General features: G+C 29.6%; 24 protein-coding genes. 6 read left to right on the top strand and 18 right to left on the bottom strand.

Annotation, left to right across the window (positions count from 1 at the left end; genetic code table 11):
• Positions 1-49: 49 nt before the first annotated feature.
• The 5 genes from Q0997_RS00120 to Q0997_RS00100 all read right to left on the bottom strand — a co-directional run bounded on the left by Q0997_RS00120 (position 50) and on the right by Q0997_RS00100 (position 10,066).
• The gene (locus Q0997_RS00120) at positions 50-4,939 is read right to left on the bottom strand and encodes a DNA repair ATPase (protein ID WP_299883208.1); all 4,890 of its coding nucleotides are present in this window, start codon (positions 4,937-4,939) and stop codon (positions 50-52) included.
• A 20-nt stretch (positions 4,940-4,959) separates the two neighbouring features.
• Complete coding sequence (locus tag Q0997_RS00115; RefSeq protein ID WP_299883205.1) at positions 4,960-5,427, bottom strand: hypothetical protein; 468 nt, start codon at positions 5,425-5,427, stop codon at positions 4,960-4,962.
• A gap of 62 nt (positions 5,428-5,489) precedes the next feature.
• The gene (locus Q0997_RS00110) at positions 5,490-7,556 is read right to left on the bottom strand and encodes a flotillin family protein (RefSeq protein ID WP_299883202.1); all 2,067 of its coding nucleotides are present in this window, start codon (positions 7,554-7,556) and stop codon (positions 5,490-5,492) included.
• A gap of 45 nt (positions 7,557-7,601) precedes the next feature.
• Complete coding sequence (locus Q0997_RS00105; protein WP_299883200.1) at positions 7,602-8,345, bottom strand: hypothetical protein; 744 nt, start codon at positions 8,343-8,345, stop codon at positions 7,602-7,604.
• Between the two features lie 233 nt (positions 8,346-8,578).
• A complete protein-coding gene (locus Q0997_RS00100) occupies positions 8,579-10,066 on the bottom strand; it encodes a hypothetical protein (protein WP_299883197.1) in 1,488 nt (495 codons plus the stop codon).
• A gap of 182 nt (positions 10,067-10,248) precedes the next feature.
• Between Q0997_RS00100 and Q0997_RS00095 the strand changes: the two genes are divergently transcribed.
• The 6 genes from Q0997_RS00095 to Q0997_RS00070 all read left to right on the top strand — a co-directional run bounded on the left by Q0997_RS00095 (position 10,249) and on the right by Q0997_RS00070 (position 16,357).
• Positions 10,249-12,102 (top strand): ATP-binding protein, encoded by a 1,854-nt coding sequence (locus tag Q0997_RS00095; RefSeq protein ID WP_299883194.1) that lies wholly within the window; start codon positions 10,249-10,251, stop codon positions 12,100-12,102.
• Between the two features lie 4 nt (positions 12,103-12,106).
• Positions 12,107-12,775 (top strand): response regulator, encoded by a 669-nt coding sequence (locus Q0997_RS00090; protein ID WP_299883191.1) that lies wholly within the window; start codon positions 12,107-12,109, stop codon positions 12,773-12,775.
• Between the two features lie 195 nt (positions 12,776-12,970).
• A complete protein-coding gene (locus Q0997_RS00085; protein WP_299883189.1) occupies positions 12,971-13,126 on the top strand; it encodes a hypothetical protein in 156 nt (51 codons plus the stop codon).
• 18 nt (positions 13,127-13,144) lie between these two features.
• A complete protein-coding gene (locus Q0997_RS00080) occupies positions 13,145-14,827 on the top strand; it encodes a tetratricopeptide repeat protein (protein WP_299883187.1) in 1,683 nt (560 codons plus the stop codon).
• Positions 14,828-15,016: 189 nt separating this feature from the next.
• Positions 15,017-15,715 (top strand): hypothetical protein, encoded by a 699-nt coding sequence (locus tag Q0997_RS00075; RefSeq protein WP_299883185.1) that lies wholly within the window; start codon positions 15,017-15,019, stop codon positions 15,713-15,715.
• Positions 15,716-15,721: 6 nt separating this feature from the next.
• Positions 15,722-16,357, top strand: a complete 636-nt coding sequence (locus tag Q0997_RS00070) for a hypothetical protein (protein WP_299883182.1) — start codon at positions 15,722-15,724, stop codon at positions 16,355-16,357.
• Between the two features lie 564 nt (positions 16,358-16,921).
• Here the strand turns inward: Q0997_RS00070 and Q0997_RS00065 are convergent.
• From Q0997_RS00065 to Q0997_RS00005, 13 genes are all read right to left on the bottom strand, one after another.
• Positions 16,922-17,506 (bottom strand): 4'-phosphopantetheinyl transferase superfamily protein, encoded by a 585-nt coding sequence (locus Q0997_RS00065; RefSeq protein WP_299883179.1) that lies wholly within the window; start codon positions 17,504-17,506, stop codon positions 16,922-16,924.
• Entirely contained in the window at positions 17,503-17,757 is a 255-nt protein-coding gene (locus Q0997_RS00060; RefSeq protein WP_299883176.1) for an acyl carrier protein, read from the bottom strand. Before Q0997_RS00060 ends, Q0997_RS00065 begins: the two co-directional genes overlap by 4 nt.
• An 82-nt stretch (positions 17,758-17,839) precedes the next feature.
• A complete protein-coding gene (locus Q0997_RS00055) occupies positions 17,840-19,111 on the bottom strand; it encodes a beta-ketoacyl synthase (RefSeq protein WP_299883173.1) in 1,272 nt (423 codons plus the stop codon).
• An 80-nt stretch (positions 19,112-19,191) separates the two neighbouring features.
• Positions 19,192-19,644 carry a hydroxymyristoyl-ACP dehydratase gene (locus tag Q0997_RS00050; RefSeq protein WP_299883170.1) on the bottom strand — a complete coding sequence of 151 codons (453 nt, stop codon included), beginning with the start codon at positions 19,642-19,644 and terminating at the stop codon, positions 19,192-19,194.
• A gap of 2 nt (positions 19,645-19,646) precedes the next feature.
• Positions 19,647-20,441, bottom strand: a complete 795-nt coding sequence (locus tag Q0997_RS00045; RefSeq protein WP_299883167.1) for an SDR family oxidoreductase — start codon at positions 20,439-20,441, stop codon at positions 19,647-19,649.
• A 119-nt stretch (positions 20,442-20,560) separates the two neighbouring features.
• A complete protein-coding gene (locus Q0997_RS00040) occupies positions 20,561-21,613 on the bottom strand; it encodes a type III polyketide synthase (protein WP_299883164.1) in 1,053 nt (350 codons plus the stop codon).
• On the bottom strand, positions 21,614-22,327 hold the full coding sequence (locus tag Q0997_RS00035) for a methyltransferase domain-containing protein (protein WP_299883161.1): 714 nt from the start codon (positions 22,325-22,327) through the stop codon (positions 21,614-21,616).
• Positions 22,324-23,463 carry an NAD(P)/FAD-dependent oxidoreductase gene (locus Q0997_RS00030; protein ID WP_299883158.1) on the bottom strand — a complete coding sequence of 380 codons (1,140 nt, stop codon included), beginning with the start codon at positions 23,461-23,463 and terminating at the stop codon, positions 22,324-22,326. The genes Q0997_RS00035 and Q0997_RS00030 overlap by 4 nt, the downstream gene beginning before the upstream one ends.
• 5 nt (positions 23,464-23,468) lie before the next feature.
• Positions 23,469-24,014, bottom strand: coding sequence for a YceI family protein (locus tag Q0997_RS00025; RefSeq protein ID WP_299883153.1), 546 nt, complete (start codon positions 24,012-24,014; stop codon positions 23,469-23,471).
• 20 nt (positions 24,015-24,034) lie between these two features.
• Positions 24,035-24,484 carry a 3-oxoacyl-ACP synthase gene (locus Q0997_RS00020; RefSeq protein ID WP_299883150.1) on the bottom strand — a complete coding sequence of 150 codons (450 nt, stop codon included), beginning with the start codon at positions 24,482-24,484 and terminating at the stop codon, positions 24,035-24,037.
• Positions 24,481-25,164 carry a monofunctional biosynthetic peptidoglycan transglycosylase gene (gene mtgA / locus Q0997_RS00015; RefSeq protein WP_299883147.1) on the bottom strand — a complete coding sequence of 228 codons (684 nt, stop codon included), beginning with the start codon at positions 25,162-25,164 and terminating at the stop codon, positions 24,481-24,483. The genes Q0997_RS00020 and mtgA overlap by 4 nt, the downstream gene beginning before the upstream one ends.
• Before the next feature lie 6 nt (positions 25,165-25,170).
• Positions 25,171-26,283 (bottom strand): FAD-binding oxidoreductase, encoded by a 1,113-nt coding sequence (locus tag Q0997_RS00010; RefSeq protein WP_299883144.1) that lies wholly within the window; start codon positions 26,281-26,283, stop codon positions 25,171-25,173.
• A gap of 109 nt (positions 26,284-26,392) precedes the next feature.
• Positions 26,393-26,707: OmpA family protein (locus Q0997_RS00005; RefSeq protein WP_299883141.1), on the bottom strand; the 315-nt coding region annotated here is incomplete at its 5' end.

Below are 26,707 nucleotides of genomic sequence, written 5' to 3'. Positions count from 1 at the left end.
GTCAATTCGAGTGAATTTCAATAACTCAAAATCACTCGAACAGACGTTTTTATTTTAAACCTTTCTTTAAAACATTCTGGATCCCTTCTAAATGCTCGCTAAATTGCATCATTTGATTTAGTACTTGCGCCATTTCATTTTCATTTCCAAAACCTTTAAGCTTATTGTTTTTTACAAACGTATCTTTAATGGTTTGCCAACGCTCAATTTCAATAGTATCTATAGAACTTGTAAGCTCCTTATATTTTAATAAATTGGCTTCGGCAGCACTGGTAAGGGTTTGCGATTCGTTTTCATAATGTGATAGCAAAAGAGTTTGTAGCTCTTTATCATTCATTATTGGCACTATTTTGGCCACCAATTTGTTCATATCACGATAAGATCCTTGCAATTTAAATGAAGGTTCTATACGGTAACTATCATCCATAGCAGCAGATTTAATATAAGTTTCGTTTACCTTTAATACCGTATTGCGAATGGCAACTACTTTATCTAATACTGCCAAATAATCTTGAACTTCTTGTTTGGTATGGTTGCCTTTAAGTTCTAAATTAGCAGGATTTCCAGATTCTACAACTTCTATTAATTGATAAATATCTTCAAAATATTTGCTACTCAATTGATGAAGAATAGGATTAGAAGTTAGTGAGTTTTCAATTAAGCTTAGCTTAAATAAATCTGCTGTATCTCCAATAATATCACCTAAATTATAAATATCGGCACGGTTTGCTAACATATCAGGAATTTGAAACTTATCACCACTTTCTGTATATGGATTCCCTGCCATAATCACACAAAACTTCTTACTACGTAAATCGTAAGTTTTTGGTTTACCATTATAAATCCCTTCTATTTTACGTGTACCATCTGCAAGTGATATAAATTTTTGTAAAAACTCTGGGTTACAATGTTGTATGTCATCTAAATATAACATCACATTATTACCCATTTCAAAAGCAAGATTAAGCTTGTTCAATTCTTCTCGGGCTGCAGAATTTTTTGCTGTTAGCGGGTCTACAGAAGTGACGTCATGACCTATTGCTGGACCATTTATTTTCATAAATATGAGTCCTAAACGATTTGCCATATATTCCATTAAGGTTGTTTTACCATAACCAGGAGGCGATATAAGCAATAGCATACCCATACGATCTGTACGCTTGTTATCACCTACACTTCCTAATTGTTTGGATAAATTATCGCCAAACAAAGGTAAATACACTTGATCTATAAGCTTATTCCTCACAAAAGAAGAGAGTACTCTAGGTTTAAACTCTTCCAATTTTAGTTCTTCTTTTAGAGTTTCGGTAACTGTGTGTTTTGCTTCACGATAGGCATTATATGCTGGTACTTCTACAGAAGCAAAGTGTTGTAATTGATTTATAAAATTATGGTAATTAAATTGAAAATCGCCTTCACTAATTGTGGTATGACTTCCTTTTAAATCTTTAATAATTAAAGTAGCATTTACTTGAATAGTTTCTAGTTTTGTGTCACTTTTAAATAGCATAAGTGCAACAACTTCATAAATGTAATCTATATACTCTGGAGCCTGTGATTTTATAAAAGAGCTTACCCATTGTACAGCTAATTGCACCGCATTGATTGTAATATTTTTATCTCCTAAAGCGGTTTTAAGAGAGGTTTTAAAAGCGGTAATTGCTTTTTTATTTTTTAAGGCTTTTGTAAAGTTATCAAATAACTCTTGGGCTGTTTTGCTACTACAAAACGTATCGTTGTTTTGTAATTCATCAAATAAATAGGATGCTGTTTCAAATTCAAGTGTATTTTTTTGCCCTTTATAGTGTTTAGAAATGACATCATAAAACACAGAATCTTGCAATTCTTGACTTAAGATCTCTACAAAAATTTCATATTCTTTGCTATCTGGAAAAGCAGATAGCACTTCACCTGAAGCTTTTATTTTTTGATTCCAAGACGCTCTGTTTTCATTGTCTAAAGTGTTCCAAAAAAATTGCCCAAATGCTCTCACTATAGATTGATAACGCAATAATCCTAAATCATGATGTTTGCTAACTAACGTTTTTAAAATTTTGGTAGCATCTTCATCATGAACTCCTTTAATATAACCTTCGGAATAGTTTTTACTACTTTCACTTTTTACAAGTTTAAGTAATTCTGTATCGCTTAGTTGCTTTAGATTATTAGAGGCATTTATAAATAGTTTATAGGCAAGATATGAAGATCTATAGATCTCTTTATTCTCTGATACCAATTCTTGATTCCAATATTTTTGAGACTTAATTAAAGTATCATTTTCAATAGACTGATAAAAATCTGTACCAGTTAGATGGTACTTTAAAGTATTATCTTTATAAACAATGGTAAGATCTAATGGTTGTTTATTAACGCCAAACCTGTGCTTACCAAGTTTGATAATATTTTCGCCATCTTCGTATAAATCTTGGGTATCTTTTAATTTTCTAACCGCATCTTCTTTAGCTACTTTTAATCCTGTTTCAATAGCTTCAGCTTTCCCTGCATCATCTAAATCCTTAAGATTAGTGATAATATCGCGAAGCTTATTAATCATTAAATCGGATGCAAAATAACCGTTAATTTCAGCTGTAGTTTTAAAGCTTAGTGCTTTTTTAGTAACACCTTTAAGAATGCGATTTGCAGCTGCTTCTAAAGTTATTGTTTTTTTGTTTCTGGCTTCAACTAGACTATTTTTTCTGGCTTCGAAAGCATTATATACTTCTTCTCTTTTTTCAATAATTTGAGTAATGAAATCTTCAAAATCTGCAAACCTAGCTTCTAAATCTTCTAATTGTACAGAGACTTTATTTAAGAGCTCATCTGTTTTTTCTGGTGTAGCAGCAATATCTAAGTAATTGATAATGCTTTGATCTACTAGCTTTAATTGTGAAGCAAACTCTGCAGAAGCTTCTTTTTCACCTAAGGACTTTAACTTGTTTTTTAAGCCTGCCTTTAGTTGATTAATGGTTGCAAAAATCAATGAAATATTATCAATAATTTGTGTGGAATGCGAGGCATCTTCAATTTCTAAATTAGAAACGATATCGATGAGCATTTCTAAATCGGCAGCAATTTGATTGACTTCTTCTTCTAATTTTTTAGCTGCAACAACTTTCTTTATGCCTTCTAATTCTGTCTCTTTTTCAGCAACACGATTATGGTAAGGTAGAAGTGCTTTATCATTTAGTAAAAACTGTACGCAACGTTCAGAAATTTTATCGTTTTGCGCTATAATTTCGGCTTCTAATGCACTTATAAATGCAGTATCGACATAGCGAATGTCATTTAAACCAATAACTTCTCCTCTAAGTGTTCGTAACTGTGATAAAACAAGTACAAAATCTTCAATAGATTTAAACGTACTACTTTTAATTTTTCCAAAAACACCATCTGCTTTAGCTTGTGTATCTTTAGTAATATTTGCAGCTGTTTTACGTAGTTGTACTACTTTTTCAAATTCATCAATAGCTGCATTGGCTGCTTCATTTAATTCTGTTAAGGGTTGGTTAACAAGAAATGTTTCTGGTTCTGTTATCCAATAGTAACTATTTAAAATATCGCTTGAGGATTTAGCAATATCATCATATAAGCCGTCGTAACTATCTTCTTTATTTAAAAGTGTTATTAAAGCTTGGCATTCTGCCATTGCTTTTACAATATCTTTATTTCCTATTTTATATAATAGACTGTCTGTATGTTCTGAAGGAATAACATCGCCTTTAATAAATGGTGTTTGCCATATTTGAATAACATGGTGTTTTGTTTGTTCGTCTTCGGTTTTAAAGTAGCATAATTCTCCATCATTAAGAATAGTGTAACCGTTACAAATAATAGGTGTTTTTACTTGCTGGTCTATAACATTATAAGACATCAATACATACAAGCCTTTTTTACTTTCGTAAAACACATATAGGAAATCTTCACCATTAGGAGAGCTTACCTTTTTTTTGAATTTAACGTTAGAAACACTATTATCAAATAACTTAAAATCACCAGATTGTAAGTAATAACCATCTGCAAAAATAATACCTTGATCGTCTGGTAATAGTATACAGGCATCTCCAATACTATCTATTTTTTTTACTTCTTGTATTTTATGATTGTATACAAAATATCTTGATTGCTCTTGAAAGGGTTTAATTTCTAGAGCTATTAAATTACCTAGGTCTGCGTACTTATATTGTCCATCATCTAGGGTTTGGTCTGGATGTAGTACAGATTCATCGTAAATGCCTTTACCATCATCTGTATTATCTTCTATTTTAATAGTTAAATCTCCACCAATGGTTTCTACAAAAACTTTGTCTAATATTGATATGTGCGAGTGTTTTCCATACACATGATTATCTCTGGTAGATTCTACCCAATTAAATTCATGCTGATTAGGGAATTTAAATTCATGTTCGCTACGGTTATCAATATACTGAAGTGCACCATCGTTGATAAGCCATTTAAAGGTTTTTATATCAGTAATACTGTCGCTTAACTGAAATACCATATGTAAGTAATTGCCAACTATGGCAAATTTTGAGAAAATGGTATTTCTATAATACTTATATAAATTAGTAAAATCGTTTATAAACGTAGGGTCTTCTATTAGGCCTAAAGACTGAATGGTAAAATGGTCGTTATCGTATGTATACACACTAAACACATCTGCAAGTGTGATATCGGTTCGCAACCCAAAGTGTACATTATATCCAAAAAAACAGGTATCACCTATGGTAACAATATCTCTTGCTATACAGTTATTTTCTGTATTAATACGGTTGTTAGCAATAAGCTTGGTTTCAACACTACCAAAAACGTTTTTACGAGCATCGTTTAATTGAGAAAGCCTTGAAAGCAGTTCACTTTTTTGTTTTTGTAAACGCCCTTGAATAATCTCATAGGTGCCGCCGTCTAGCTGAATGTTGTTATCTATATTAGTTTTTTCCATAGTTTTTCCTTTTAGGGAAATTACTTGTCATATTCTTTTTTGTTAAAATCACCTTTTGTTTTAAGGAGCTTTTCTAGTGGTGATAGTTTTTTATTTAAAAATTGTTTTCTGTATTCAAAATTTGGTATTATTTCAACAATGGAAGCTTTCCATATTTTTCTAGAAAAAAGCCCTTTTGATACACGATATTTTACAGAGTCACCTTTGTAAGCTTTGGTATAAATATCAGAGTTACTCCTTATCACTATTTGATTATCATTTTTATCTTTAATAATTAATCTATAGCCATTAGGATCATAAGTTGGAGTATTTACAACAGAATGTCCTGTTCGAGTATTATTACTTGTCCCAGTAATAATCATTTTATCTTGGTACCTTTTTTCTATAACAACTCCCTTTAGGTATTCTTCTTTTAAGAATATATTATCTACTAAATAGATTACTATTGCAGATAGAATAACAATTAAAATGACCTTAAATTTTGACACTAATTATTAAAAGATTTAATTCACTCACCTGTTACTTAAACAAGCAAGTGAATTATATATAATTACCCTAATTTTTTATCAGATAAGCCTAATCCTTTTGCAAGGTTTGCAAGATTATCAAATAGATTTGATTCACTAGCATCTGTAGTTTTAGATTTTAAATCTATTAATAAGTTAGCTACAGTTAGGTTTTTAATATCTTCTGAAGTGATCCCATATTTAGTTGCAAACTCTTTTACTTTATCTAAAAGATTACCCTTAACATCGTCACTTCCCAGAATAGCATCTTTTACCTGAGTAATATTATCTGAATGATTCACCAAACGATCTATACCTTTAGATTTAGTGATTTGTCCAATAATTTGATCGAAGAACATGGTTTCTCCACCAACAATATCAATATTAGCTGCTTTAAGTGCTTCTCCAATTACATTTGCTTGAGCATCTGCAATCTCTTTTTGAATATTAATTTCGGCTAAATCTACTTGTAATTCTTTATCTAAACGTAGTTTGAATTCTTCATGCTCTTTACCTACACCATCTAGTTTTTTCATGGCATTAGCTTTTTCTTCAATACCTATAGCTTCTGCTAAAGCCTGCTCTTTTATTACTTCTGCTTCTGCGATACCTTGTTCTTTTATAGCTTCCGCTTTTGCTAAAATACCTGCTGCCTCAGCTTTTGCTTTTTCCTCAATAATTAAAGCCTCTACTTTACCTTGACGCTCATTAGCCTCAGCTTTAGCATGTAATACTTGAGCTTCAGATAAACCTTTTGTAGCTTCTTCCTTAGCTGTAGCTTCTGCCAATGTTTTTCTTGCTTCTGCTTCTTTTTGACTGGCTTGTTTCTTTGCTTCTGCTTCTATATTTATTTCTTCTGCTTTTTGTTTTGCTGCTTCTTTTTCGGCTTCCGCAGCTTTTATAGTTTTTATTAAGTCTTCCTGTGCATTAGCTTCTGCAACCGTTATTTTTACTTGTTTATCTCTATCGGCTGTTTTAAAAGCTTGAATATCCTTCATGTTTTCTTGCTCTTCTATAACACCTTTTTCCAGCATTACTCTATCGCGAATAACATCTTGAATGTTTTTCTTTTCAACTTCAACGACCTTTTCTTTTTCAATTTGAGCTAAAGTAACTATGCGTTCTCTTTCTGTAGCTTCTAACATTCTGTCTTTTTCTACACGTTCTGTTTCTACGGCATCTGTACGTTGCTTGTTTTTAGCAGCGACTATAATTTGACGTGCCATATTCTCTTCGGCTACTTTTACTTTTTCTTCAGTAGCTATTCTAGCACTTTCAGATTTTAGGCGTTCTTCTTCGGCAACTTTTAATGTTTCTGCTCCTTCACGTGCTTTTATGTTTGCAATCTCTCTTTTTTGTTGTTCTTCTTTTTCGGCTAATTGTTTATCTAACTCTAAAATAGCTTCACGTGCTTCTACATCTTGCTTACGAATTACTTTTTCTTCATCACGCTTAATAAGGTTTGCTTTCATGTTTTGTTCAGCAGTCAATTCGGTAATTTTTTTGATACCTTCTGCATCAAGAATATTATCAGACTTTAAAAATTGAACAGCGGTTTGCTCTAAATAATCGATGGCACAATCTTCAAGTGTATAACCATTAAGATCGGTACCAATAATATCAACAATTTCATCACGAAATTCTCTACGCGCTTCATATAACTCTACAAAGTTGAATTTTTTTCCAACCGTTTTTAGAGCTTCAGAGAATTTAGCCTCGAAAAGTTCTTCTAAAGTTGAAATATCTGAAGCACGTTCACAACCTACTGTTTGTGCTACTTTTTTAATAAAATCTACTTCATTATTTACGCGTACAAAAAAAGCCACTTTAATATCGGCACGCATGTTATCTTTACATAATAAGCCATTTTCTGCAATACGCTCAATTTGAATTTTCTTTACAGAAATATCCATGATTTCTACTTTATGAAATACAGGGACTACATACAAACCTTTATCTGTTGCTACTTTTGTACCTTTAAATCCCGTTCTTACTAAAGCTTCTCCTTGAGGGACTTTTTTATAAAATAGGGCAATAATTGCAAAATAAATTACGATTAAAAAAAGAATAAGCCCTATTCCTATTCCAATAAATTGCGTGACGTTTTCCATAAATTACTATTTAGTTTTTATTTAAGTTAATGTTTATAATGTTTTTTAATTGGTTTCATCTAGTCTAGTGGGATTTTCTTCATCTTCTACATAAGGGAAAACCCAGTAAAAATTTTTGTCATCAGACTGTTTAACAACAATAATAGTTTGTTTATAATTAATTGTTTCACCTCCAAATGATTTTGCATAGACAGACATGGGGTTTCCTTTCGCTACAACTTCTGCAGATCCCATTTTATCACCAGAAATTTTTGATAGCATAACTCCTTTTCTACCTGCTAAATTTATTGGTAAATCTCCATCGGGATTCAAATTCTTAAAAAAGCCTTTAAATGGTGTTGTAAAAATTTTAGTTAAAAATAACGAGGGAACGATACCTATTAAAAGTAATGTATAACCAAAACTAGTGTTATACGATTCTGTAATGCTTGTAGAAATTACAGTACATAACCACCATATAAAAATCCAGCATGTAAATGTGAACATAAATGGTAAGCCTACAAAGTTAAAATAGAGTAATACTATTTGCCACCATTCTAGGTTTTTTCTATTGTATTTAAGAACATCCTCTTTATTAATTTCTGCATTAGCAAGGTCTGTAATAGAAGTAGCAGTATCAATATCTACGTCAACATCTGCATCAACATCAATATCTACATCTACGTCGATATCTAAATCGAAATCAATTCCAGAAATCATTGTAAATAGCCAGTATAGTATTAATAAAATAACTAACAGGCTTAGTATAATATTTACAGAAGAAAAAGCAATGTCAATAATAGCTCTCAATAGATTTAGTGTTTTTAGATTATAGATTTTTAATAGCAGTTATGTAGAAACAATATTGGTAAAGTTTTTAATTTTACTATCATTATTAATGCTAACTATAGATATGTGTCACTGTAGATATAAATGTTACAGAATAATCTGATATTTATTTATACTGTGCATTAATAATTTTCCTTAGTAAGGCAATACTTTATACTATTTTGAACTAATTATAAAGAAAGTTAAATAAGCTATTAACCTAACTTACGTTTTATCTCTTCAGCAGAACGTAAGGGAGAATATAGTGTTGGTGACAAATACTCTTTTAATTTTTTCTCGTAGCGTTTAGATAGTTTTTTATTTCCAACTTCATCTGCTAAAAAGTATAAGTAATTATAAAGAATATATTTATTTGGACTATCGGTTTTTAATTGATGTATTTGAGGCTCGAAGGTATTTAAATAAGATTCAATCTCGTTTGTATAATTTTCTTCTTCGTTATAATTTACTTTCTCATGAAGCCATTTTGCCTTTAATATACATTCTAAAAAAGTAGATTTTTTAGAATGTTCTATAATAAAAGCATCGACTTCTTCTTCACTTCCAAGCCATTTAGGTAATATTACATCTAAATAATTTAAATGTGCCATAGTATGTTTAGGCTCGGCAGATATACAGTCTTGAAACGCTCTTTTACAAACTTCTTTTTCACTTAAGCCTTTATTAACGCTTATTAATAAATTATTGGCATCGACCTTTAAAAAACCTTGTACTTGACTAAGTGTTCTTTTTCCTTTTTCAAGTAATTCAAGAAAACCTAAAGCACTATCTTCATCTGTTTCAGTTGCATAAGCGTAACCGCGTTTTTCCCATGCGTCATAGATCTGTCTGCTGCCATCAACTAATTTGAAAAAAGCAGAATTACCTTCAGCTTTTTTCCACTTTTGCATCTGCTTCTCTTTTAGCATTAAAGCTAAAGCATCTATGGCTTGCGTTTTTTGGTCTGCTGTTAACGCTTTTATTTGTTCTAATGCAGTATTGTATTTACCATACTCAACATTTTTTACGATTTTTTTAATGGTTTTATTTCCAAAACTATAATCAATTCCAGTATACTGATTAAACCATTTACTTAAAATTTTATTAGGAATGAATGATATTAAAAGTAGTAAGAATAAAAGTGAAGCTATAATAACAGCTATTAAATATCTACCAAAAGCTGTTGGTGGCGCATCTATTTTTAACTGCATAAAAGTATCTGAAAATTGAAAACCGTTTTTTATGTAAAACTCTTTTTCTCCATTTAACAATTTAGTCTCGATGTCTTTTTCAAAATAGTTTTGCGCTAAATTCACTTTAGCAGCATAACTTTCTGTTTTTAATATTGTACTATCTTTTATTGCATTTTCACTAATTAGAGCAATAATCTCTTTTGGCTTATCTAGACTAACAAGCGGCAAATAAAAGTGACTTATTTTATCTTTTTTAAATACCTTTTTTACCATAAATGGATAGTTACAATCTATTTTATAATCTGAAAGCAACATGTATTTTTGTGTTTCTTTAGTATTTAAAATATTTTTTGCTTTTACAGGTTCTAATTTTTTAGCTTTAGACATAAATAGTAAATCGCCACTAAACATATAAATAATAAAAGCAAGTATAGCTAGAGCCACTAATCGTTTAATAAAAAATAAGTTTTTAGAAAATTTGATGATTTTAAATAAGATGTTTTTAAGCATAGCGAAAGTTGTTTAGATTGTAAATATCGTTAATTCGTTCTTATGTCAAAAAAAACAGTTTAGAAGAATTTATGGCTCTTTTTTAATATATATGTTGTTTTTTAAACTCTTATTTTCTCTATTAATAAGCAGATTATTAGTTACTATTGCTATATTTTAGAAGTACTCTAAATTTCTTGTAAATGATACGAATTCTAATTTTTCTATTTTTAATATTCGGACTAAATTCTTGTAAAGAAAAAGACGCTTATTTTTATAAACAAATTAAAACATCAGATAGTCTAGCTAATAATGGGTTGTATTTTTCTAGTATTAAGCTACTAAGAAATGTAGCAGCAAACCCTCAAATTTCGGAACAAGAAAGAGGTAAAGCTTTTTATAAAATAGGTTATGCTTTTCAAAACCTTACTCTTTTAGACTCGGCACAAATTTATTATGGGAAAGGAGATGAAATTGCAGATAAATTAAAAACAAATACTCTTTTAGTAAAAAAATACAATTATAAATCTTCAGTATTTTATACCAAAAACCAAATGGATAGCGCGGTTGTATTTGGCTTAAAAGCTATAGAAACGGCAGAGTTAACGAATAATAATTATTTATTGAATGCTACTAATTCTAATTTAGGACGCATTTTTATTCAAGAAAAAAACAAAAAGAAAGCAAAAAAATATTTAGATATAGCAATGACTTATGCTAAAAAAAGTAAAGACAGTGTTACTATTATTGAAACTTTAATTTGTTTAGCACAACTTAATGAGCTTCAAAAAAAATATAATGATGCAGAGAAAAAGTATAAGGACATTATTAAATTTTCAGAAGCAAACCAATTAAATAAAAATGTAGTTTTGGCTAATTCGAATTTGGCTAAAATATACTTATATACAGGAAAACTTGATAAAGCAAAGAAACATGCATTTATAAGTTTAGGTCTTTATAGTAGTTTTGAAACAGCAAATAAATTAAAAGCAGAAATTGAGAAAACGAATCAGTTAGCAAAATTAAATGGCAAAAATGAATCAATTAATAATACCGAAGCGTTTTTAAAAGAAAGAGATAGTATCATAGATAAACGTATTCAATTAGAAAAAGAAAATGCTTATTTAGAATATTTAAAAGGAAGCAAAAAGGCTATAGATGCTAATCTAAAAATAAACAGTGAAAAAGACATAAGAGAAACCATAGACCGTATTATAAAACTAAAAGATAGTATCTACTATACTGTGCTAAATAGTAAGTATTTAGAGTTTGAAACAAAGTTCCAAACAGAAAAAACAGAGAAACAAAACCAAAAACTTAGAGCAGATACGGCAGAAAAAATCATTTTAGCTGAAAAACGAAAAAATCAAAATTTACTATTGTTATTTATTTTAACGCTATTGCTTTTTGGTATAATTTTATTTTATAAATATGCTAGAAATAAAAAAGCAGAACTTTTATATAATGCAAAACTTAATATTATAAAAGCTAGACAGAATGAGCAGGATGAAATAGGTAAAGAATTGCATGATAGTATTTCAAAAAAACTAGAGGCAATTGCATATAAGTTAACAAAAAAGGGAGATGGTGATTTAGCGAGACAAACCACACAAATTAAAGATAACATCAAAAAAATTTCTAAAGAATTAAGTGTAATGTCTTTTCAGGAAAGTCCTTTTCAAGAACAGTTAACGACTTTAGCTGCTACATACCAAACAGAAAACACTAGAATTAATATATCTGGTATAGAAAATATTGATTGGAAAAAAATAGCACAACCTATTAAATACAATTTGTTTTTAGTAATTAGAGAAGCAGTTTCTAATAGCAGTAATTATGCTAAAGCGAATAATATAGATGTCCATTTTAATAAAAACATTAAAAATATTAGTGTTAATATTAAAGATGATGGTATTGGTTTTGATAAAAAAAGTACAAATATAGGAAGCGGTTTTAGAAACATGAAAGTTAGAGTTAAAGATATCAATGGTGATTTAAAAATAATAAGCGAAAAAAATAGAGGAACTATTATTGCCATTCAATTTGTTATTATATAATAGTATGAATTCTAATTTTTTAATTATTGAAGATCACGAAGACGTATTTGAAAACTTAGAGCGTAAAATTCTTCGAGAGTTTCCATTAGCGAAAATAACAATAGCCTCTACTTGCGACGAAGGTTTTACTCTAATAAAAAAAAGCTTATTAACACAGCCATACTCTCTATTAATATTAGATTTAACTTTTACAATAGAACCTTTTAATGCACAGCTTAAAGATGGTATTCAAGTGCTTTCTGCTTTAAAGGCAAAACAAATTACATTACCTACTATTGTTTATAGCTCTCATAATGATATGCAGCGCATACATACAGTAATTAATAGTTATAAAACCAAAAGTTACGTTCTTAAAACTAGTACTAGTAATAAAGAATTATTATTTGCTATAAAGGAAGTATTAGAAGGCAACACCTATTATAGTAAAGAAGTGCAACAATTACTGAATAAGCGAGTAACCTATGATTTAAAACTAGATGATGTAGATATGCAGATTATTAAATTATTACCAACCAACCAAAGCATAGAAAGTTGGAAAAATCAAGTTTTTAAAAAAGGCAAAGCATACAGTTATAGAGGTATAAAAAAAAGAATAGACAAGTTAAGCCAGTTGCTAGATGTTAGTAATCAAAAAGAATTGGTTTTAAAACTACAAGAATTGGGCTTACTGTAATTTATTTTTTTCATCTTTTTTATCAAAGTTCCATTATTGGAACTTTTTTCATTTAACTCCATCTTAAATTTACATCATAATAGTGTATTAAAGCACAGCAATGTGAGATGCTACTATCCTGTTTTAATATACTACTCACATAAAAGCCGATCGGCAACTGGATAACATTTGTTTAACCTCTAAAACTTAAAAGAGATGAAAAAAGCAGTGTTGGCAGTAGCCATAATTTTAATGAGTGTTAGTTTATATAATTGCACACCGCAGAACATGGAAGATGATAAAAATCTAACAGAACAAAGTACCAATGGAGAAGAGTCTATTGAGTCTGAAAAAGAAAAAGACGACGATTAAATTTAGTATTTTAGGGGAATGGAAAAAACATTCCCCTTTTTTTTATTGTTTTTTATTTTAAGTATTACTCCTCTTTTTGCTCAAAAAAAATCTAATATTTCGACGGACTCTTTATATATTTTAAGTAAGAACGATAGCCTGCATATAAAACAGCAATTAAATTATATTAACCAAGCATTGCTTAGTAATGAAAATGCTTCTAAAAAGTTAAAATACCAATCGCGTAAAGTTGCTATTTTTTATAGTGCTGATGATGAAAAAAATGCAATTCTTGAAGCTTATAAATTATTAAAAAACGCTAAAGCTATAAAAGACACGCTTTACATTGCCAAAGCCTATTACAAACTAGGGTTAAATTATAACAATATTGAGATTAAAGATTCTGCATATGTTAATTTTTATAATTCTAAAAAGTATTTTTTATCTATTAAAGACACTTTAAATGTCGTAAAGTCCCTTAAAAATTTATCAGATATCACTAGAATTAATGGGGATTTTTATACTGCGGAAAAATTAGCGGTAGATGGATTAAAATTAATAGGTGCAAAAAACCAAGAACTTAGCTATAAATTATACATGCAATTAGGTATTTGTTCTAATAATTTAGGGGATTATGAGTCAGCAAAAAAATGGTATTCCGATGCATTGAAAATAGCAAAAAACAAAAAAGATAGTGCTAATACATACAATAGTTTTGGAGTCATGTCTCAAAAGAAAAAAAACTATAATAAAGCATTACAGTTTTTTGACTTAGCCTTAAAAGATAGTTTAAAGCCAAAACTTAAATTAAAAATTGAAGACAATAAAGCATTTACAAAAGGACTCTTAAATAATAAAAATGCAATTAATAAAATTGATTCTATTAAAAATGAAAAGCTTAAGCTTAATTATTATATAGACGCTTATGCTAGTAACATTCACTTAACGAAACTGCATTTAAAACTAAATAATTACAACCAAGCAAAAATAAAAGCAGAAGCAGCTTATAAAATTGCAAATAAATTAAATAGTGCAGATTCTAAAATAGAAAGTTTAGGGTTTTTAATAGATATTAAGAAAAACAATAATAAAGAGGCAAGACTATTCAAGCGTTTAGTTGACAGTGTAAATAGAGCTAAAACTAAACTAAAATCGACTATTGATAAAATTGAATTTGAAACCTTTGAAAAAGAAAAAGAAAATTTACAACTTAGAACAGATAAAGCTAAACAAGCCGAACTATTAGCCAAAGAAAGTAATAAAAAAGATCAATTAATATACATTGTTTCAATTGTTGCATTATTCTCTTTATTGTTAGTGTATTATCTTCATAAGCGTCAAAAACAATTAAAAATAGAACAATATAAATACAATCAAGAATTAAATAGAGGAAAGCGTTTACGAGAAATGGTACAAAATCTTGAAAACAGACCTCAAGATATTGAGGGTATTGAAGATTCTAAATTTCACAAATTTATTAAAGAGCAAACAGGTATTAATAATGACCTATTAGTAGTTTATCTTGAACTTGTAAAAGGTAAAAGTTATAATGAAATAGCTAAAAGTATCAACCTAAGCTTAAGTGGTGCAAAAACTCGAATCGTAAAACTCTACGAAGCACTTAAGATATTTATAGATATAAGTATCGATACTCAGATGACTAAAAGTCATTCTGTTAAAATTTTTAACGACTTATTTGTTGATTATCAGATAAATAAGTAAAAACAACCGAAGTGGTTGTTGTCAATTCATATGTTTCTATTGAGATTTGTTTCAAATAAATTTCAATAAAATGAAAAAAATATACCTACTATTCTTAGCATTAAGTTTTCTTTTTATTAATAGTTAGGCAGCATTAGAAATATTATGAAAAAATTAATTTACATTTTAACTATCTGCATACCGATATTTTTGGCAGCACAAAGTAAACAAATTGATGTTGTTCACTTAAATAATGGGAGTATTCTTAAAGGGGTAATTACAGAAATGATAGTTAATGAAAGTTTAACTGTGGAAATGGATAATGGTTCAATAATTAAAATTAAAATGTCTGATGTTAAAAAAGTGATTAAAGAAACTTCAGAAAAATTAGAAAATAACAAGAATATAGCTGTTAAAACGACAGAAGAAGATGATGATGAAATTATTGAGGAAGTTGAAGAGGAGATTAAGTCAAAAAAGAAAAAAGGAAAATTTTGGAAAGCTCTTGGTAATATTGCTGTTGCAACTTTAAATAAAACCGCAGAAAATGTAAAAAACAAAGATTCTAATGAAGAATCAACTGATTTAGAGGAATATGATGAAATAGAAGAGGAAGAAATTGAGAGTGAGACAAATAGTAATGTTGGTTCCATTTGTTTTTTAAATCCAAATTATTATTCTCGTAAAATAGTTTTAACAAATAGGACTAATGGTAAACAACAAACTATTCTAGTTGGAAAGGCAAATCATGGTAAAAATACAAACTCATGTGCTTATGATATCTCAATAGGTATTTATACTTGTCAAGTATTTACAACCTTCAGTAAAAAAATGATTGAACAATATAACATTAGAATAAGTTCTGACGAAGAAACTTCTAAAAAATTAACTAGAAACCATTATAACTAAATTACTATGAAAAAGATCATCTATTTTTTACTTTTTATTTTTTTATTAAATGCCACGAGTTCAATAGCGCAAAATAGAAATAATCAGAATAAGAAAGAATATATTAAAACTATTACAGAGAAAGCTTACTGGGAAGAATACGTAAAAAGAACAGATAGATTATACAGAAACCTAAATGGAACTGTTTCGTTTACTGATCATTTAATTAAAGTTTACGCTACTAAAAGTTCTTCAGGTGCTTTAACCTTTTATTTCTATCAAGGAGGTAAATTGATAGGTAAAAAAGTTGGGAGAAAAATGTTTAACGACCATAAATTTAAAGTTGAGGGAAAACCAAAAAAGAAAAGAATAAAAAATTTGAATTTAGGTGGTAGAAGTAGTTTGTCAAGTACAAATTATAATTATTTAAGACTTGAAAAAAATGACAGAGTTTCACATATGTCTGAAATGAAATATTGGAAAAACTATGTTGTAAAATATAGAAGATATACACCAAGGAATAGAAAAACTAAATTCTCAAAGAGGAAGATAGTCAAAGTTGTCAGAACGCTTCCTTCAAGAAAAAAAATAACTCTTTTCTATAAAAACAAAAGATTAGTTGGAAAAAAAACTGAAAAAAATTTCGTTAATTATTTGAAATAAATAGACGACAAAAAAACGTTTTACAACACCGTATAAAATTAATTGTTGGTTTTAGCCAGTTTACGAAAGTCATTGCGGATTTTCTATCTACGTTTTATTTGCCAACTTTTATAAATACGTTATACTAAAATTGGAATTGCCAAAAGAGTAAATAGAAAATTAAAAAAGAAACTAAAAAGAAAGGTTACTAAAAAGGATATCTTAAAAATAATCACTTAATAAATGCCTCCTAACAACGTATAAGATTAATTGCTATTATGAAAATTCAGAAGGGTTTTCCTATTCAGTTTGTATCTGTTAAACTAAATTGTAAGTAAGTCTAATCGGCTAAGAACAGTGTTTAATCCTCATTAAGGGAAAACGGAAGCCATCAGCAGTGCTATAATAATTTAACAGAAAGTAGTGATGTTAAGCTTTAATTGACAGAAAACTTATTCATGTTTAGAGTAGTTACTAAAAATAGAAGGAAAAATAACAAAGTAGAATTCTAATAAAATTTAAAGGGCAATTTATTAGCTAGTTGATTTGTTTGATTGACTTCTCACATTTATTATTGATTTTTTATTAAAAAACAAACCCGGAAAACTCGCCACAATGTGACAAAGAAAAATCAATACACAGTTTTTTAGATTCATTAAATAATTTAGGAATACCTACCTCTGTTTTTTTAATGCTCAAAGTTTGAATATTAAATCCTTTGGTTTCAGATATTAATTTTAGAAAAGAATATTTTAGCATTTTACTTTGTGTTTTATAATCCAATTTTTCAACTTTAAACCATTCGCTTTTAAAGTCAGTTTCACCTTCTAAGGTCGCAATAGAGTGACTAAAATCATCAGTAATTATTGACTCAGTAAAATATAGGTTTTCATCAATAATAACTTGCCCTTTTTTGTCATTAAGCAATTTGCAATCAATGCGTTTTGGGTTATAAAACTGCTTCCCAAACTGTTGTACATTTACTTTATAGGCAGCTTCTTTCATACTCCAAAGCAGCCAAACCATTTGGTGTTTATCTTCAGCATTAAAAATAAGTAGTTGTTCTTTTTTAGTGAAAACTTTATCTAGAAAACGTTGGTATCTTTTACTATTACTATAGGGAGAATGTTTAGCGGCATAGTTTAAATCGACAATGTCGTTGCCAATCATTTAGCATTCAATTTTTCATTAATAATGTCCATTGCTGTTTTTACAGATATCATTTTTTCCATATCATCGTTTTCTATACGAATATCAAACTCATCTTCAACATCTAATACAACATCAACTAAATTAGCAGAGTTTATTTTTAAGTCATTAATAAAATCTGTGTTTTCCGATAAATTATTAAATGCTTCTTCGTTCTGTATATAGGGTTCTACAATACTTTTTAGTTTGGCTATTAATTGGTCTTTTGTCATGTTTACTTTCCGCGAAAGTGGAAATCTTTTTAATTAAACTTATTTTTTGTTGAGATGCTTCGACTGCGCTCAGCATGACATCTCAATTATACTTTTTAAAGATAACACAAGCATTAACATCACCAAAACCAAAACTAGCTTTTGCTGCTATGTTTATTGTTGTATGCATTAATTGTTTAACTACTTTTTCTTCAGAAATTAATGCCGAAATTCCAGGATGTAAATCTTCACAATTTATATTGGGAAACAAAAACTGATTTTTAATTTGCAATACTGTAGCTACGCTTTCAATACTACCGGCTGCTGCTAAACAGTGACCAACCATAGATTTTAATGAATTTATGTATGGAAAATCGTTTCTGTTTAGGTTTAAAGCTTTTGACCAATTTTCAATTTCTAAAGTATCTTTTGATGTAGCAGTTAAATGCCCATTTATAGTATCTATATCTTTAGCTTTAATTTGAGCATCTTTAATAGCGTTTTTTATGCAATGTTGTACAGCTTCTGGATTTGGCGCTGTCATGGTACCATTATTGCGTTGTCCGCCAGAGTTTATATTACCTCCAATAATTTCGGCATAAATGGTAGCTTTACGATCTAAAGCACTTTCTAAACTTTCTAAAACTAAAGCACCTGCGCCACTTCCAGGAACAAATCCACTAGCAGAAACACTCATTGGTCTGGAGCCTTTTTTTGGAGTATTATTATGTTTATAGGTCATGACTCGCATAGTATCAAATCCGCCCCAAATGTATGGGCCATCGTCACTACAACTACCAACCAGCATACGTTTTGCGTGTCCGTTTTTTATGCGTTCATAACCCATTAAGATAGCTTCGGTGCCTGTTGTACAGGCAGAAGAATTCGTTGTCACTTGATTACCTAAACCCAATATTCCTCCTAAAAATGCACTAATCCCGCTGGCCATAGTTTGAACAACAACGGTGCTTCCTAAACGCTTCACTTGTTTATCGTCTAGTTTGTAAATAGCTTCTCTAAATTTTTCTACTCCGGATGTTCCGGTGCCAAATATAGTTCCACTATTAAAATCTAACTCACTGTCTTTATCTATGCTTAATCCAGCATCTTTCCAAGCGTCTATTCCTGCAATACAGCCGTATAAAATACCATTACTGTTAAAATTGCGAAGTTGTAAAGGTGTTAGATAGTTTAGTTTTTTTTCTTCAGAAATTTCTGGAATACCACCAATGCAACAGGAGAATTCTAAATCTTTTAAATTTTGATGAAACGTAATACCAGAATCTCCATTTTTAATGGCTTTTAAAAACGCATCGATTTCAACACCATTTGGTGCTACAACTCCTAAACCTGTGATGACGACTCTATTTTTCATAGCATTTCCCGCGAAAGCGGGAATCTTATTAATTATTTTTAATATAACACTTCAACAAACTCAGTGTGACAAATTAACTATTATATATCGCTTTGTCCTATCTTCATCATTCCGGAAATTTTTCCACGACAAACCAATTCTTTTCTTTCATTAAAAAGCTTTACGTTGCATTTCAATTTATTAAAACGAAAGACTTCTTTTTCAGAAATAACTGTTACTTTTTCTTCTGGATAAACCGGTAAAAAGAAATCTATTTGACTAGACGTTAATACTATTTGTGGAAGATTAACTTCAGAAAGTTCATCTTTTAGCATGAAAACTCCTAAACAAACAACACCAATTTGTGCCATACATTCTGTTAAAATAACACCAGGTGTAATAGGATTATCTTTAAAATGACCTTGGTAAAAATACTCATCTTTTTTAAAGGTGTAATGCCCAGTAATACTTTCGTTTGAGATAGTCGTTAGCTCGTCAACGAATAGAAAAGGTTGTTGATAAGGTAATAGTTTTATGATTTGTTTTCCAGTCATGTTTAACTAATATGTTCGCCGCCATCAACAGGAATTACACAACCGTTAATCCAGCTGGCTTCATCTTTATTTAATAAATACACAGCATTAGCAACATCTTCAGGCTGTGTTAAACGATTAAAGGGACTTCGCGATAATGCATGTTCTTTAAGTTTATCGCTTCCAGGGATCATTCGAAAAGATAAGGTGTCTGTAACACCAGCTTGTATACAATTTGCTCTAATACCAAAAGGAGCAAACTCTAGTGCTATATTTCTTGAAAGGGCTTCTAAGGTTACTTTTGCGGCAGAAACGGCAGCATAACTTTTCCATGCTCTTGAACTTCCTTCACTTGTAAAACAGAGTACTCTTGCATCTTCCGCAAATAATTGGGCCTCAAAAACCGCTTTAGTCCAATCGTACAAACTAATAGCCATTGCGTTAAGTGTTAAATGAAAATCGTCGTTAGTAAGAGTTGGGTTTTCGGTATCTACCATAGGTTTCAAATTGCCTTTAGCAACACTATGAATAAGTGTTCTTACTTTACCTTTAGTTCCTAAAACCTCTTTTAATTCTGAAATAATTCGGTTTCGTTTTTCAACTTTAAAAGCATCAATGTTATAAGATTTAAATAGTATGCCTTCAGCTTTAATTTTATCAAATTCTGCATTAAATATTTCAGAATGTGCTCTGGCATTACGATGGACAACACAAATATTCATACCGTGCTTTGCCAATTTTTTTGCAGTAGCTAAACCTAATCCGCTAGAACCGCCTAAAATAATTGCCCAATAGTTTTTATCTTGAAATTCTTTCATTACTTTATTCAAATATTTATTTTAATGACACTTCGATTGTTTAAAGTTCCTGCTAGCTCAATATGATATTTAGTTCCTGTTTAGTCCAGAGCTTTAACAGTGTAAAGTTAATCGAGATTTTACCATTCTAAAAGTATGCGTTGTGCAGAAAAACCTGGGCCAAAACTTAACATTAATCCTTTATCTCCTTTTGGTAATTGTTTGTCCATAAAACGCTCTAAAACATATAAAACAGTAGCGCTACTCATATTTCCATACAATTTAAGAACTTCTTTTGTATCGTCAATGTTTTTACCTAAAACTCCAAAAAGAGCTTCTACAGTTTGTACAATTTTTTTACCGCCAGGATGAAAAATAAGATGATTTATAGCTTCTATTGTAAGATTGTTTTTTTCTAAAAAAGGGTGGACTATTTTTGGAAAATGTTCAGCAATAGTTTCTGGTACAGCTTTATCTAAAATCATTTGTAAGCCAGTATTTACTAATTTAAAACCCATCATAGTCTCTGCATTGTAAAAATGGTACATTGCTTCATCTATAATTTTTGGTCCATTATCGCTTTTATACGATGATAGTATAACGCTAGAAGCACCATCTCCAAAAATAGCGGCACTTACAATATTTACCATAGAAAAATCATCTAGTTGAAACGTCGCTGTTGGAGATTCTACAGCAATAACGGCTGCACGTTTATTAGGGTTTGCTTTTAAGAAATTCTTAGCGTAAATAATTCCTGAAACTCCAGCTGCACAGCCCATTTCTGTAACAGGTAGTCTCACAATATCACGCTTCATTTTTAATCTATTTATTAAATAAGCATCTACAGATGGAATCATAATACCTGTACAGCTTACCGTAATAATATAGTCTATATCTGTTGGTTGTAGTTTTGCTTTATCTAGTGCTTTTATTAGGGATTTTTCAGCTAGCTTAATGGTTTCTCGAGAATAAATGTCGTTTTTCTCTTCAAATGATGTTTTAGTAAAAACGTCTTTAGCGTCCATAATAGAGTAACGTCTTTCTACGCCTGCATTTTCAAAAAGCTTTATTACCTTTCTTTTAAAACGATCGTCTTGCCCAGATAACCAATTATTTAAATATGGTATAATATCTTTAGTTTCTCTAGTATATTGAGGTAATTGTTTTGCTACTGCTGTTATTTTTACACTCATTTATTTTCTTTTAAGAATCCATTGAAAACGAAAAGCCCATTTCCATTTTATTGCATAATTGGCATTTATTTTTGTCGAAATAGATTCTAATTCTTTACGTTTAAAACCTCTTAATATAGAAGTTAATCCATCTTCAATAACCATTTTGTTTGTTATAGGTATGCATAGTAATTTAAATAAATAATAGGCTAGTTTATGTCTTTGTAAATCGTTAACAACTATTCCTATTGTTGCTTTTTTTATTAAATAAGATAAGAGTGAATGTAATTCATTTTCTTTAAAATGGTGTAAAAATAAGGTTGACAATACGATGTCAAATTCTAATGATTTAAATGTTTCTGAAAAAATATTATAATCTAGAAATTGAATTTCTGGATAGTTAATAGACAATTCGTTGGCATAAGCAGTAGTATCTTTATTGGCATCTATGCCAATTAAATTAAAAGCATAGCCTTCTCTTTTGCCCAGTTTTGCTACGTTTCTTAATATATCACCACTACCAGAACCTAAATCTATAATGGTTATTGGTTTTTCTTTTGGATGGTTTTTTAATAGCTTTTTAAGCCCATTAATAGTAACATTATTACCACCTAAAAAAGCATTAATATTATCGATTTTATTTAAAGTGTCTCGTAAAATAGTACCGCTAATTGAGAAATCATCCATAATTTCTGTTGCATTAGTCCTATATTTTGTATTCACTAATAAACTCATGATGTAGTCATGATTTTGCCATGCGTACGTTTAATAATGTACTGCAATACTTTTGGAAATGGCTTTAATATTAGTACAATTATTTCCGATACTATATTTAAGCTAAACAAATAGGCAATAAATTTCCCAGTATTTATTCTGTTCTTAAACTCTTTATTCCAAAGCATTGAGTACTGCTTTTCTAATAAATATCTTGATTTTATATTACCATCAAGGTAATCAATTATTAAGGATGAAACTATTTGGGCACTTCTAATAGCCATGCTCATGCCGTTTCCTGCTAGCGGATGAATCATTCCTGCCGTGTCACCACACATAAGCACATGGTTTTCTACAGGTTTTTTATTTAAAAAAGAAATCTGACTTATTGTTAAAGGGACATCAAAAACCGACGTGGAGTTTTTGAAAATAGATTTTAAATGCTCGTTTTTATAAAGAATTTCTTTTTGAAATGCTTGAATGTTTTTGTGTTTTTTGAAAGTATTATAGTTAGTAATATAACAGATGTTGATTTTATTATTTTCAACTTTTGAAACACCACAATAACCGCCTTTAAAATTATGTAATGCTACTAGATTATCAGGGAAGTTTCCAGTAGCATGTATTTTTACAGCTAGAAAGGGTGATTTCTCTTTTATAAATTGACGATTTAATTTTGTATCAAGATTGGCACGTTTTCCATAAGCACCAATAACTAGTTTAGCTTTATATGTTGTGTCGCTTTTTGTTTTTACTGAAAATGTTTTATTAATAAATGTAATATCTTCAACAGCGTCTTTTAATATTTCAACATTACTTTCTAATACTTTTTTTGCTAGTATATTATCTAAACAATATCTACTAATACCAAAACCACCAAGTGGTAGCCTTACTTTTATTATTTTATTTTTTATTGTTGTTAATTCAAATGAGTTGATTTTATGAGCATCATATTTAAAAACATCAATATCTAGAAATTTTAAATAGGGCAATACTTCATTAGAAATATACTCGCCACAGACTTTATGTTTTGGATAGGTGTTTTTTTCAATGACTAATACCTTAATCTTAAATTTTGATAAGTGAATTGCTGAAGATAATCCAGCTAAACCACCACCAACTATTATAACATCAAAGTATGAGTCTTCAGTATTCAAGACATTTATTTTTTAAGATAGGTAATCGATATTTTTGCTGTGTTAGAAAGAGCAAAACTACTACCACCTACTTTATAATCTCGTCTGTTAATTTCAAAGTAAGTTGATAATTCAAGACCAGATGTTGTGTTTTTTATCTTAAAAGGAATGGTGATTTCTTTAGTAGTATTTTTTATGGTTAATTCTCCAGTAACATTATAAGTGTCTCCAGATTTAAATATGATTTTTGAAGATTTAAATAAAATATATGGATACTTTTTAGCATCAAAATAGTCCTCTTGTTTTAAATGTTCGTCTCTTTTTTCTATATCAGTATTTATCGATTTTACAGATACTTTGCCAGAAATTGAACTATTTGCTAAATCATTTTTGTTAAATAGAACATTCATTTTGGTATCTTTAAAATAGCCATCTACATTAAACCCTAGGTTTCTAATTTTAAAATCTACGGTAACATGTGTATTAACATCATTATTACTTTGGGAATAACTATAGTTTGCTATCAAAAATAAAAATGTAAAAAAGAAGAATATACTTTTAGTCTTTATCATCTTTTAAAGATAATTATATTCTAAATAACTTTAGTAATGCTAAAGTTATTTGTTCTAAAGGTTATTTTATCTCCTTTTGTTTTAGATAATAGTAGTTGAGCAATTGGAGTACTTGGAGAGATAGCATAAAACACTTCATTTTTAACTGTTAGTATACCAGCACTTATTGCAATAAAATAATTCGCTTGCGTTGTATAGACAATGCTGCCAAGGTGTATTTTTTGTGAAGTAGTTTCTATATTTATTTTTACTAAGTTAGCTTTTGTTTTATTAATTTCTGCTAACTGATTTCCGGCCTTTTCACGCTCCAGTTGTAACATAGCTCTACCAGTTTCATGTTTGTCTCCAGCAGAGCTTTTTGTTTCTGAAAGCAAAGACTCTTGAATTTCTTGCATTGTATTTTGAACCGTTATAAGCCGATTGTCTATAAATACTAAACATTGATTATATAATTCTTCCTTTAAATTCATTTTTGAGCTTTAAATTCTAGTTTTCCGTAAAAATGCATTTGTCTAACAATCCATGTCTTTCTTTTCTGAATATATGAAGATGCAGGATTAGCCTTGTATTGTTTTGGATTTGGTAATATAGCAGCAATTGCAGCTGCTTCATATTCTGTTAGACTAGCTGAAGATTTTTTAAACCAATACTGTGTAGCAGCTTCAGCACCATATATGCCGTTTCCCATTTCTATGCTATTTAAATAGACTTCCAAAATGCGTTCTTTACTCCATATTTTCTCAATTAAAAAAGTGAAATACGTTTCTAATCCTTTACGAAGCCAACTGCGTTCTGGCCATAAAAACACATTTTTGGCCGTTTGTTGGCTAATAGTACTTGCGCCTTTTATACGTTTCCCTTTTTTATTATTCTCGTACGCTTTTTCTATAGCTTCTATGTCGAAACCACTATGAGATATAAATTTTTGATCTTCACTAGAAATAACAGCTAACTGTAAGTTTTTAGAGATTTTTTCTATTGGAGTCCAATCATGTTTCCAAAGCTTACGATTAGCATCGTCTTGGTAATAGCGAATAACCATTAAAGGTGTAATTGGTACAGGGATGTATTTAAATAATACTACTAAGCTTATAGAAAACACAATGCTCCAAAAGCAAGATTTTAATAAAAAACGAAAGAGCTTTTTCATAATTTATTATATTAAATCTGCTAATTGTTTTCCAACCAGACTACCTATAGCAACTCCCATACCACCTAATCGTACACCGCAAAAGACATTGTCGTCTATTTGTTTTACTATTGGTTTTTTCTGTTTTCCAACACCCATAATACCACTCCAACGATGCTCTATTTCGAAAGAGGTTTCTGGTAAGATGGTTGTTTTTAGAAGCATTTCTAATGTATTCTGAATGAGCTCTGTTTCACCAAAATTTGTTGTGTTTTCGGTTTTAAAAGCTAAATGCCTTCCGCCTCCAAATAATATTTGATTATTAATATTTCTAAAATAATAATAGCCTTCATCTAAATGAAAAGTGCCTTTAATATGTAAGTTTTTAATTGGCTTTGTAATTAATACTTGTGCTCTTGCTGGTTCAACAATTTCATTTAATAATTGTTTAGCAAAACCATTTGTAGCTATTAATAATTTTGAAGTCGATAATTCAAATGCATTTGTTTTTAGTTTTACAGAGTGTCCTTCATTTAAAAATGCTTCAACTGTTATATTATTTAATATTTTAATGTTTTGCGCTTGTACTTTATTAAGTAAAGCATTCATCATTTTTCCAGTATCTATTTGGCCTTCAAAAGAATTAAATATAGATTGCTCTTTTATAGTTTTAAAACCAAAAAGATTATCCTGCAATTTGAAAATATCTTGTTTAAATAAAGGCTGAAGTAATGTGTTAACAGCGTTTTTTTTGTCTAAACAATTACTAAATAAAGATTCGTTTTTCTTTAAAAACAACTCGTAACCACCGTTATTTTGATAATCTATGGTCTTATCACCAAGAGTTTCTCTTAATAAATTGAGACCTTCTATACGATTTTTTACAAGATGAAAGACTTCTTCTTCCGAGTGGGAATTAAGATCCTTTACAATTTCACTAAGACTACCAAAGCATGCAAAACCTGCATTTTTTGTACTTGCTCCTTGTGGAAGAATACCTTTTTCTAGGACAAGAATTTTAGCTTTAGGAAAGCGTTGTCTTAAACTTAAAGCGCAGTTTAAACCTACTATACCACTACCAACGATAGTATAGTCAATGTTATATAACCAAGTTTTTATTTCCCAATATGATAAATTCATGTTACGAAGTTACTATTTTATCTTATGACTTTAGAGTATTAAAAAAGCCGCAACATAAGTTGCGGCTTTTTTGTTTTGGTTGGTTATTTATTTCTAAGTTTAGTGTGTTCTAGTTATTCGTATTAGGGCCACCACTCATAATTACAAATTCACTTCTACGATTAAGTTGGTGTTCTTCTTCTGTACAATTATCACCACAGTCTACCACTAATTCATTTTCTCCTTTTCCTGCTCCAGATATTCTTGTAGCATCTATACCTTTAGAGATAATGTATTGTACTGTTGTTTTTGCTCTTCTGTCTGATAAAGCATCGTTATATCTATTTGTTGCTCTAATATCTGTGTGTGAGGTTGCATAAATTACCATATCAGGATATTTATTCATTACCTGTACTAAGTTATCTAATTCAAAAGCTGCTTTTGC

Source organism: uncultured Lacinutrix sp., from assembly GCF_947500325.1.
In the GTDB taxonomy this organism is placed as follows: Bacteria; Bacteroidota; Bacteroidia; order Flavobacteriales; family Flavobacteriaceae; genus Lacinutrix.
Note: the sequence above shows the minus strand (reverse complement) of the source record. Positions and strands in the feature narration are given on the sequence as shown.

Bases quoted from the DNA above. Each gene is read 5' to 3' on its own strand.
- Q0997_RS00090 (WP_299883191.1), top strand. From the start codon at position 12,107: ATGAATTCTAATTTTTTAATTATTGAAGATCACGAAGACGTATTTGAA.
- Q0997_RS00100 (WP_299883197.1), bottom strand. From the start codon at position 10,066: ATGCTTAAAAACATCTTATTTAAAATCATCAAATTTTCTAAAAACTTA.
- Q0997_RS00020 (WP_299883150.1), bottom strand. From the start codon at position 24,484: ATGAATTTAAAGGAAGAATTATATAATCAATGTTTAGTATTTATAGAC.
- Q0997_RS00085 (WP_299883189.1), top strand. From the start codon at position 12,971: ATGAAAAAAGCAGTGTTGGCAGTAGCCATAATTTTAATGAGTGTTAGT.
- Q0997_RS00070 (WP_299883182.1), top strand. From the start codon at position 15,722: ATGAAAAAGATCATCTATTTTTTACTTTTTATTTTTTTATTAAATGCC.
- Q0997_RS00035 (WP_299883161.1), bottom strand. From the start codon at position 22,327: ATGAGTTTATTAGTGAATACAAAATATAGGACTAATGCAACAGAAATT.
- Q0997_RS00050 (WP_299883170.1), bottom strand. From the start codon at position 19,644: ATGACTGGAAAACAAATCATAAAACTATTACCTTATCAACAACCTTTT.
- mtgA (WP_299883147.1), bottom strand. From the start codon at position 25,164: ATGAAAAAGCTCTTTCGTTTTTTATTAAAATCTTGCTTTTGGAGCATT.
- Q0997_RS00065 (WP_299883179.1), bottom strand. From the start codon at position 17,506: ATGATTGGCAACGACATTGTCGATTTAAACTATGCCGCTAAACATTCT.
- Q0997_RS00110 (WP_299883202.1), bottom strand. From the start codon at position 7,556: ATGGAAAACGTCACGCAATTTATTGGAATAGGAATAGGGCTTATTCTT.
- Q0997_RS00060 (WP_299883176.1), bottom strand. From the start codon at position 17,757: ATGACAAAAGACCAATTAATAGCCAAACTAAAAAGTATTGTAGAACCC.
- Q0997_RS00040 (WP_299883164.1), bottom strand. From the start codon at position 21,613: ATGAGTGTAAAAATAACAGCAGTAGCAAAACAATTACCTCAATATACT.
- Q0997_RS00080 (WP_299883187.1), top strand. From the start codon at position 13,145: ATGGAAAAAACATTCCCCTTTTTTTTATTGTTTTTTATTTTAAGTATT.
- Q0997_RS00010 (WP_299883144.1), bottom strand. From the start codon at position 26,283: ATGAATTTATCATATTGGGAAATAAAAACTTGGTTATATAACATTGAC.
- Q0997_RS00120 (WP_299883208.1), bottom strand. From the start codon at position 4,939: ATGGAAAAAACTAATATAGATAACAACATTCAGCTAGACGGCGGCACC.
- Q0997_RS00095 (WP_299883194.1), top strand. From the start codon at position 10,249: ATGATACGAATTCTAATTTTTCTATTTTTAATATTCGGACTAAATTCT.
- Q0997_RS00045 (WP_299883167.1), bottom strand. From the start codon at position 20,441: ATGAAAGAATTTCAAGATAAAAACTATTGGGCAATTATTTTAGGCGGT.
- Q0997_RS00055 (WP_299883173.1), bottom strand. From the start codon at position 19,111: ATGAAAAATAGAGTCGTCATCACAGGTTTAGGAGTTGTAGCACCAAAT.
- Q0997_RS00025 (WP_299883153.1), bottom strand. From the start codon at position 24,014: ATGATAAAGACTAAAAGTATATTCTTCTTTTTTACATTTTTATTTTTG.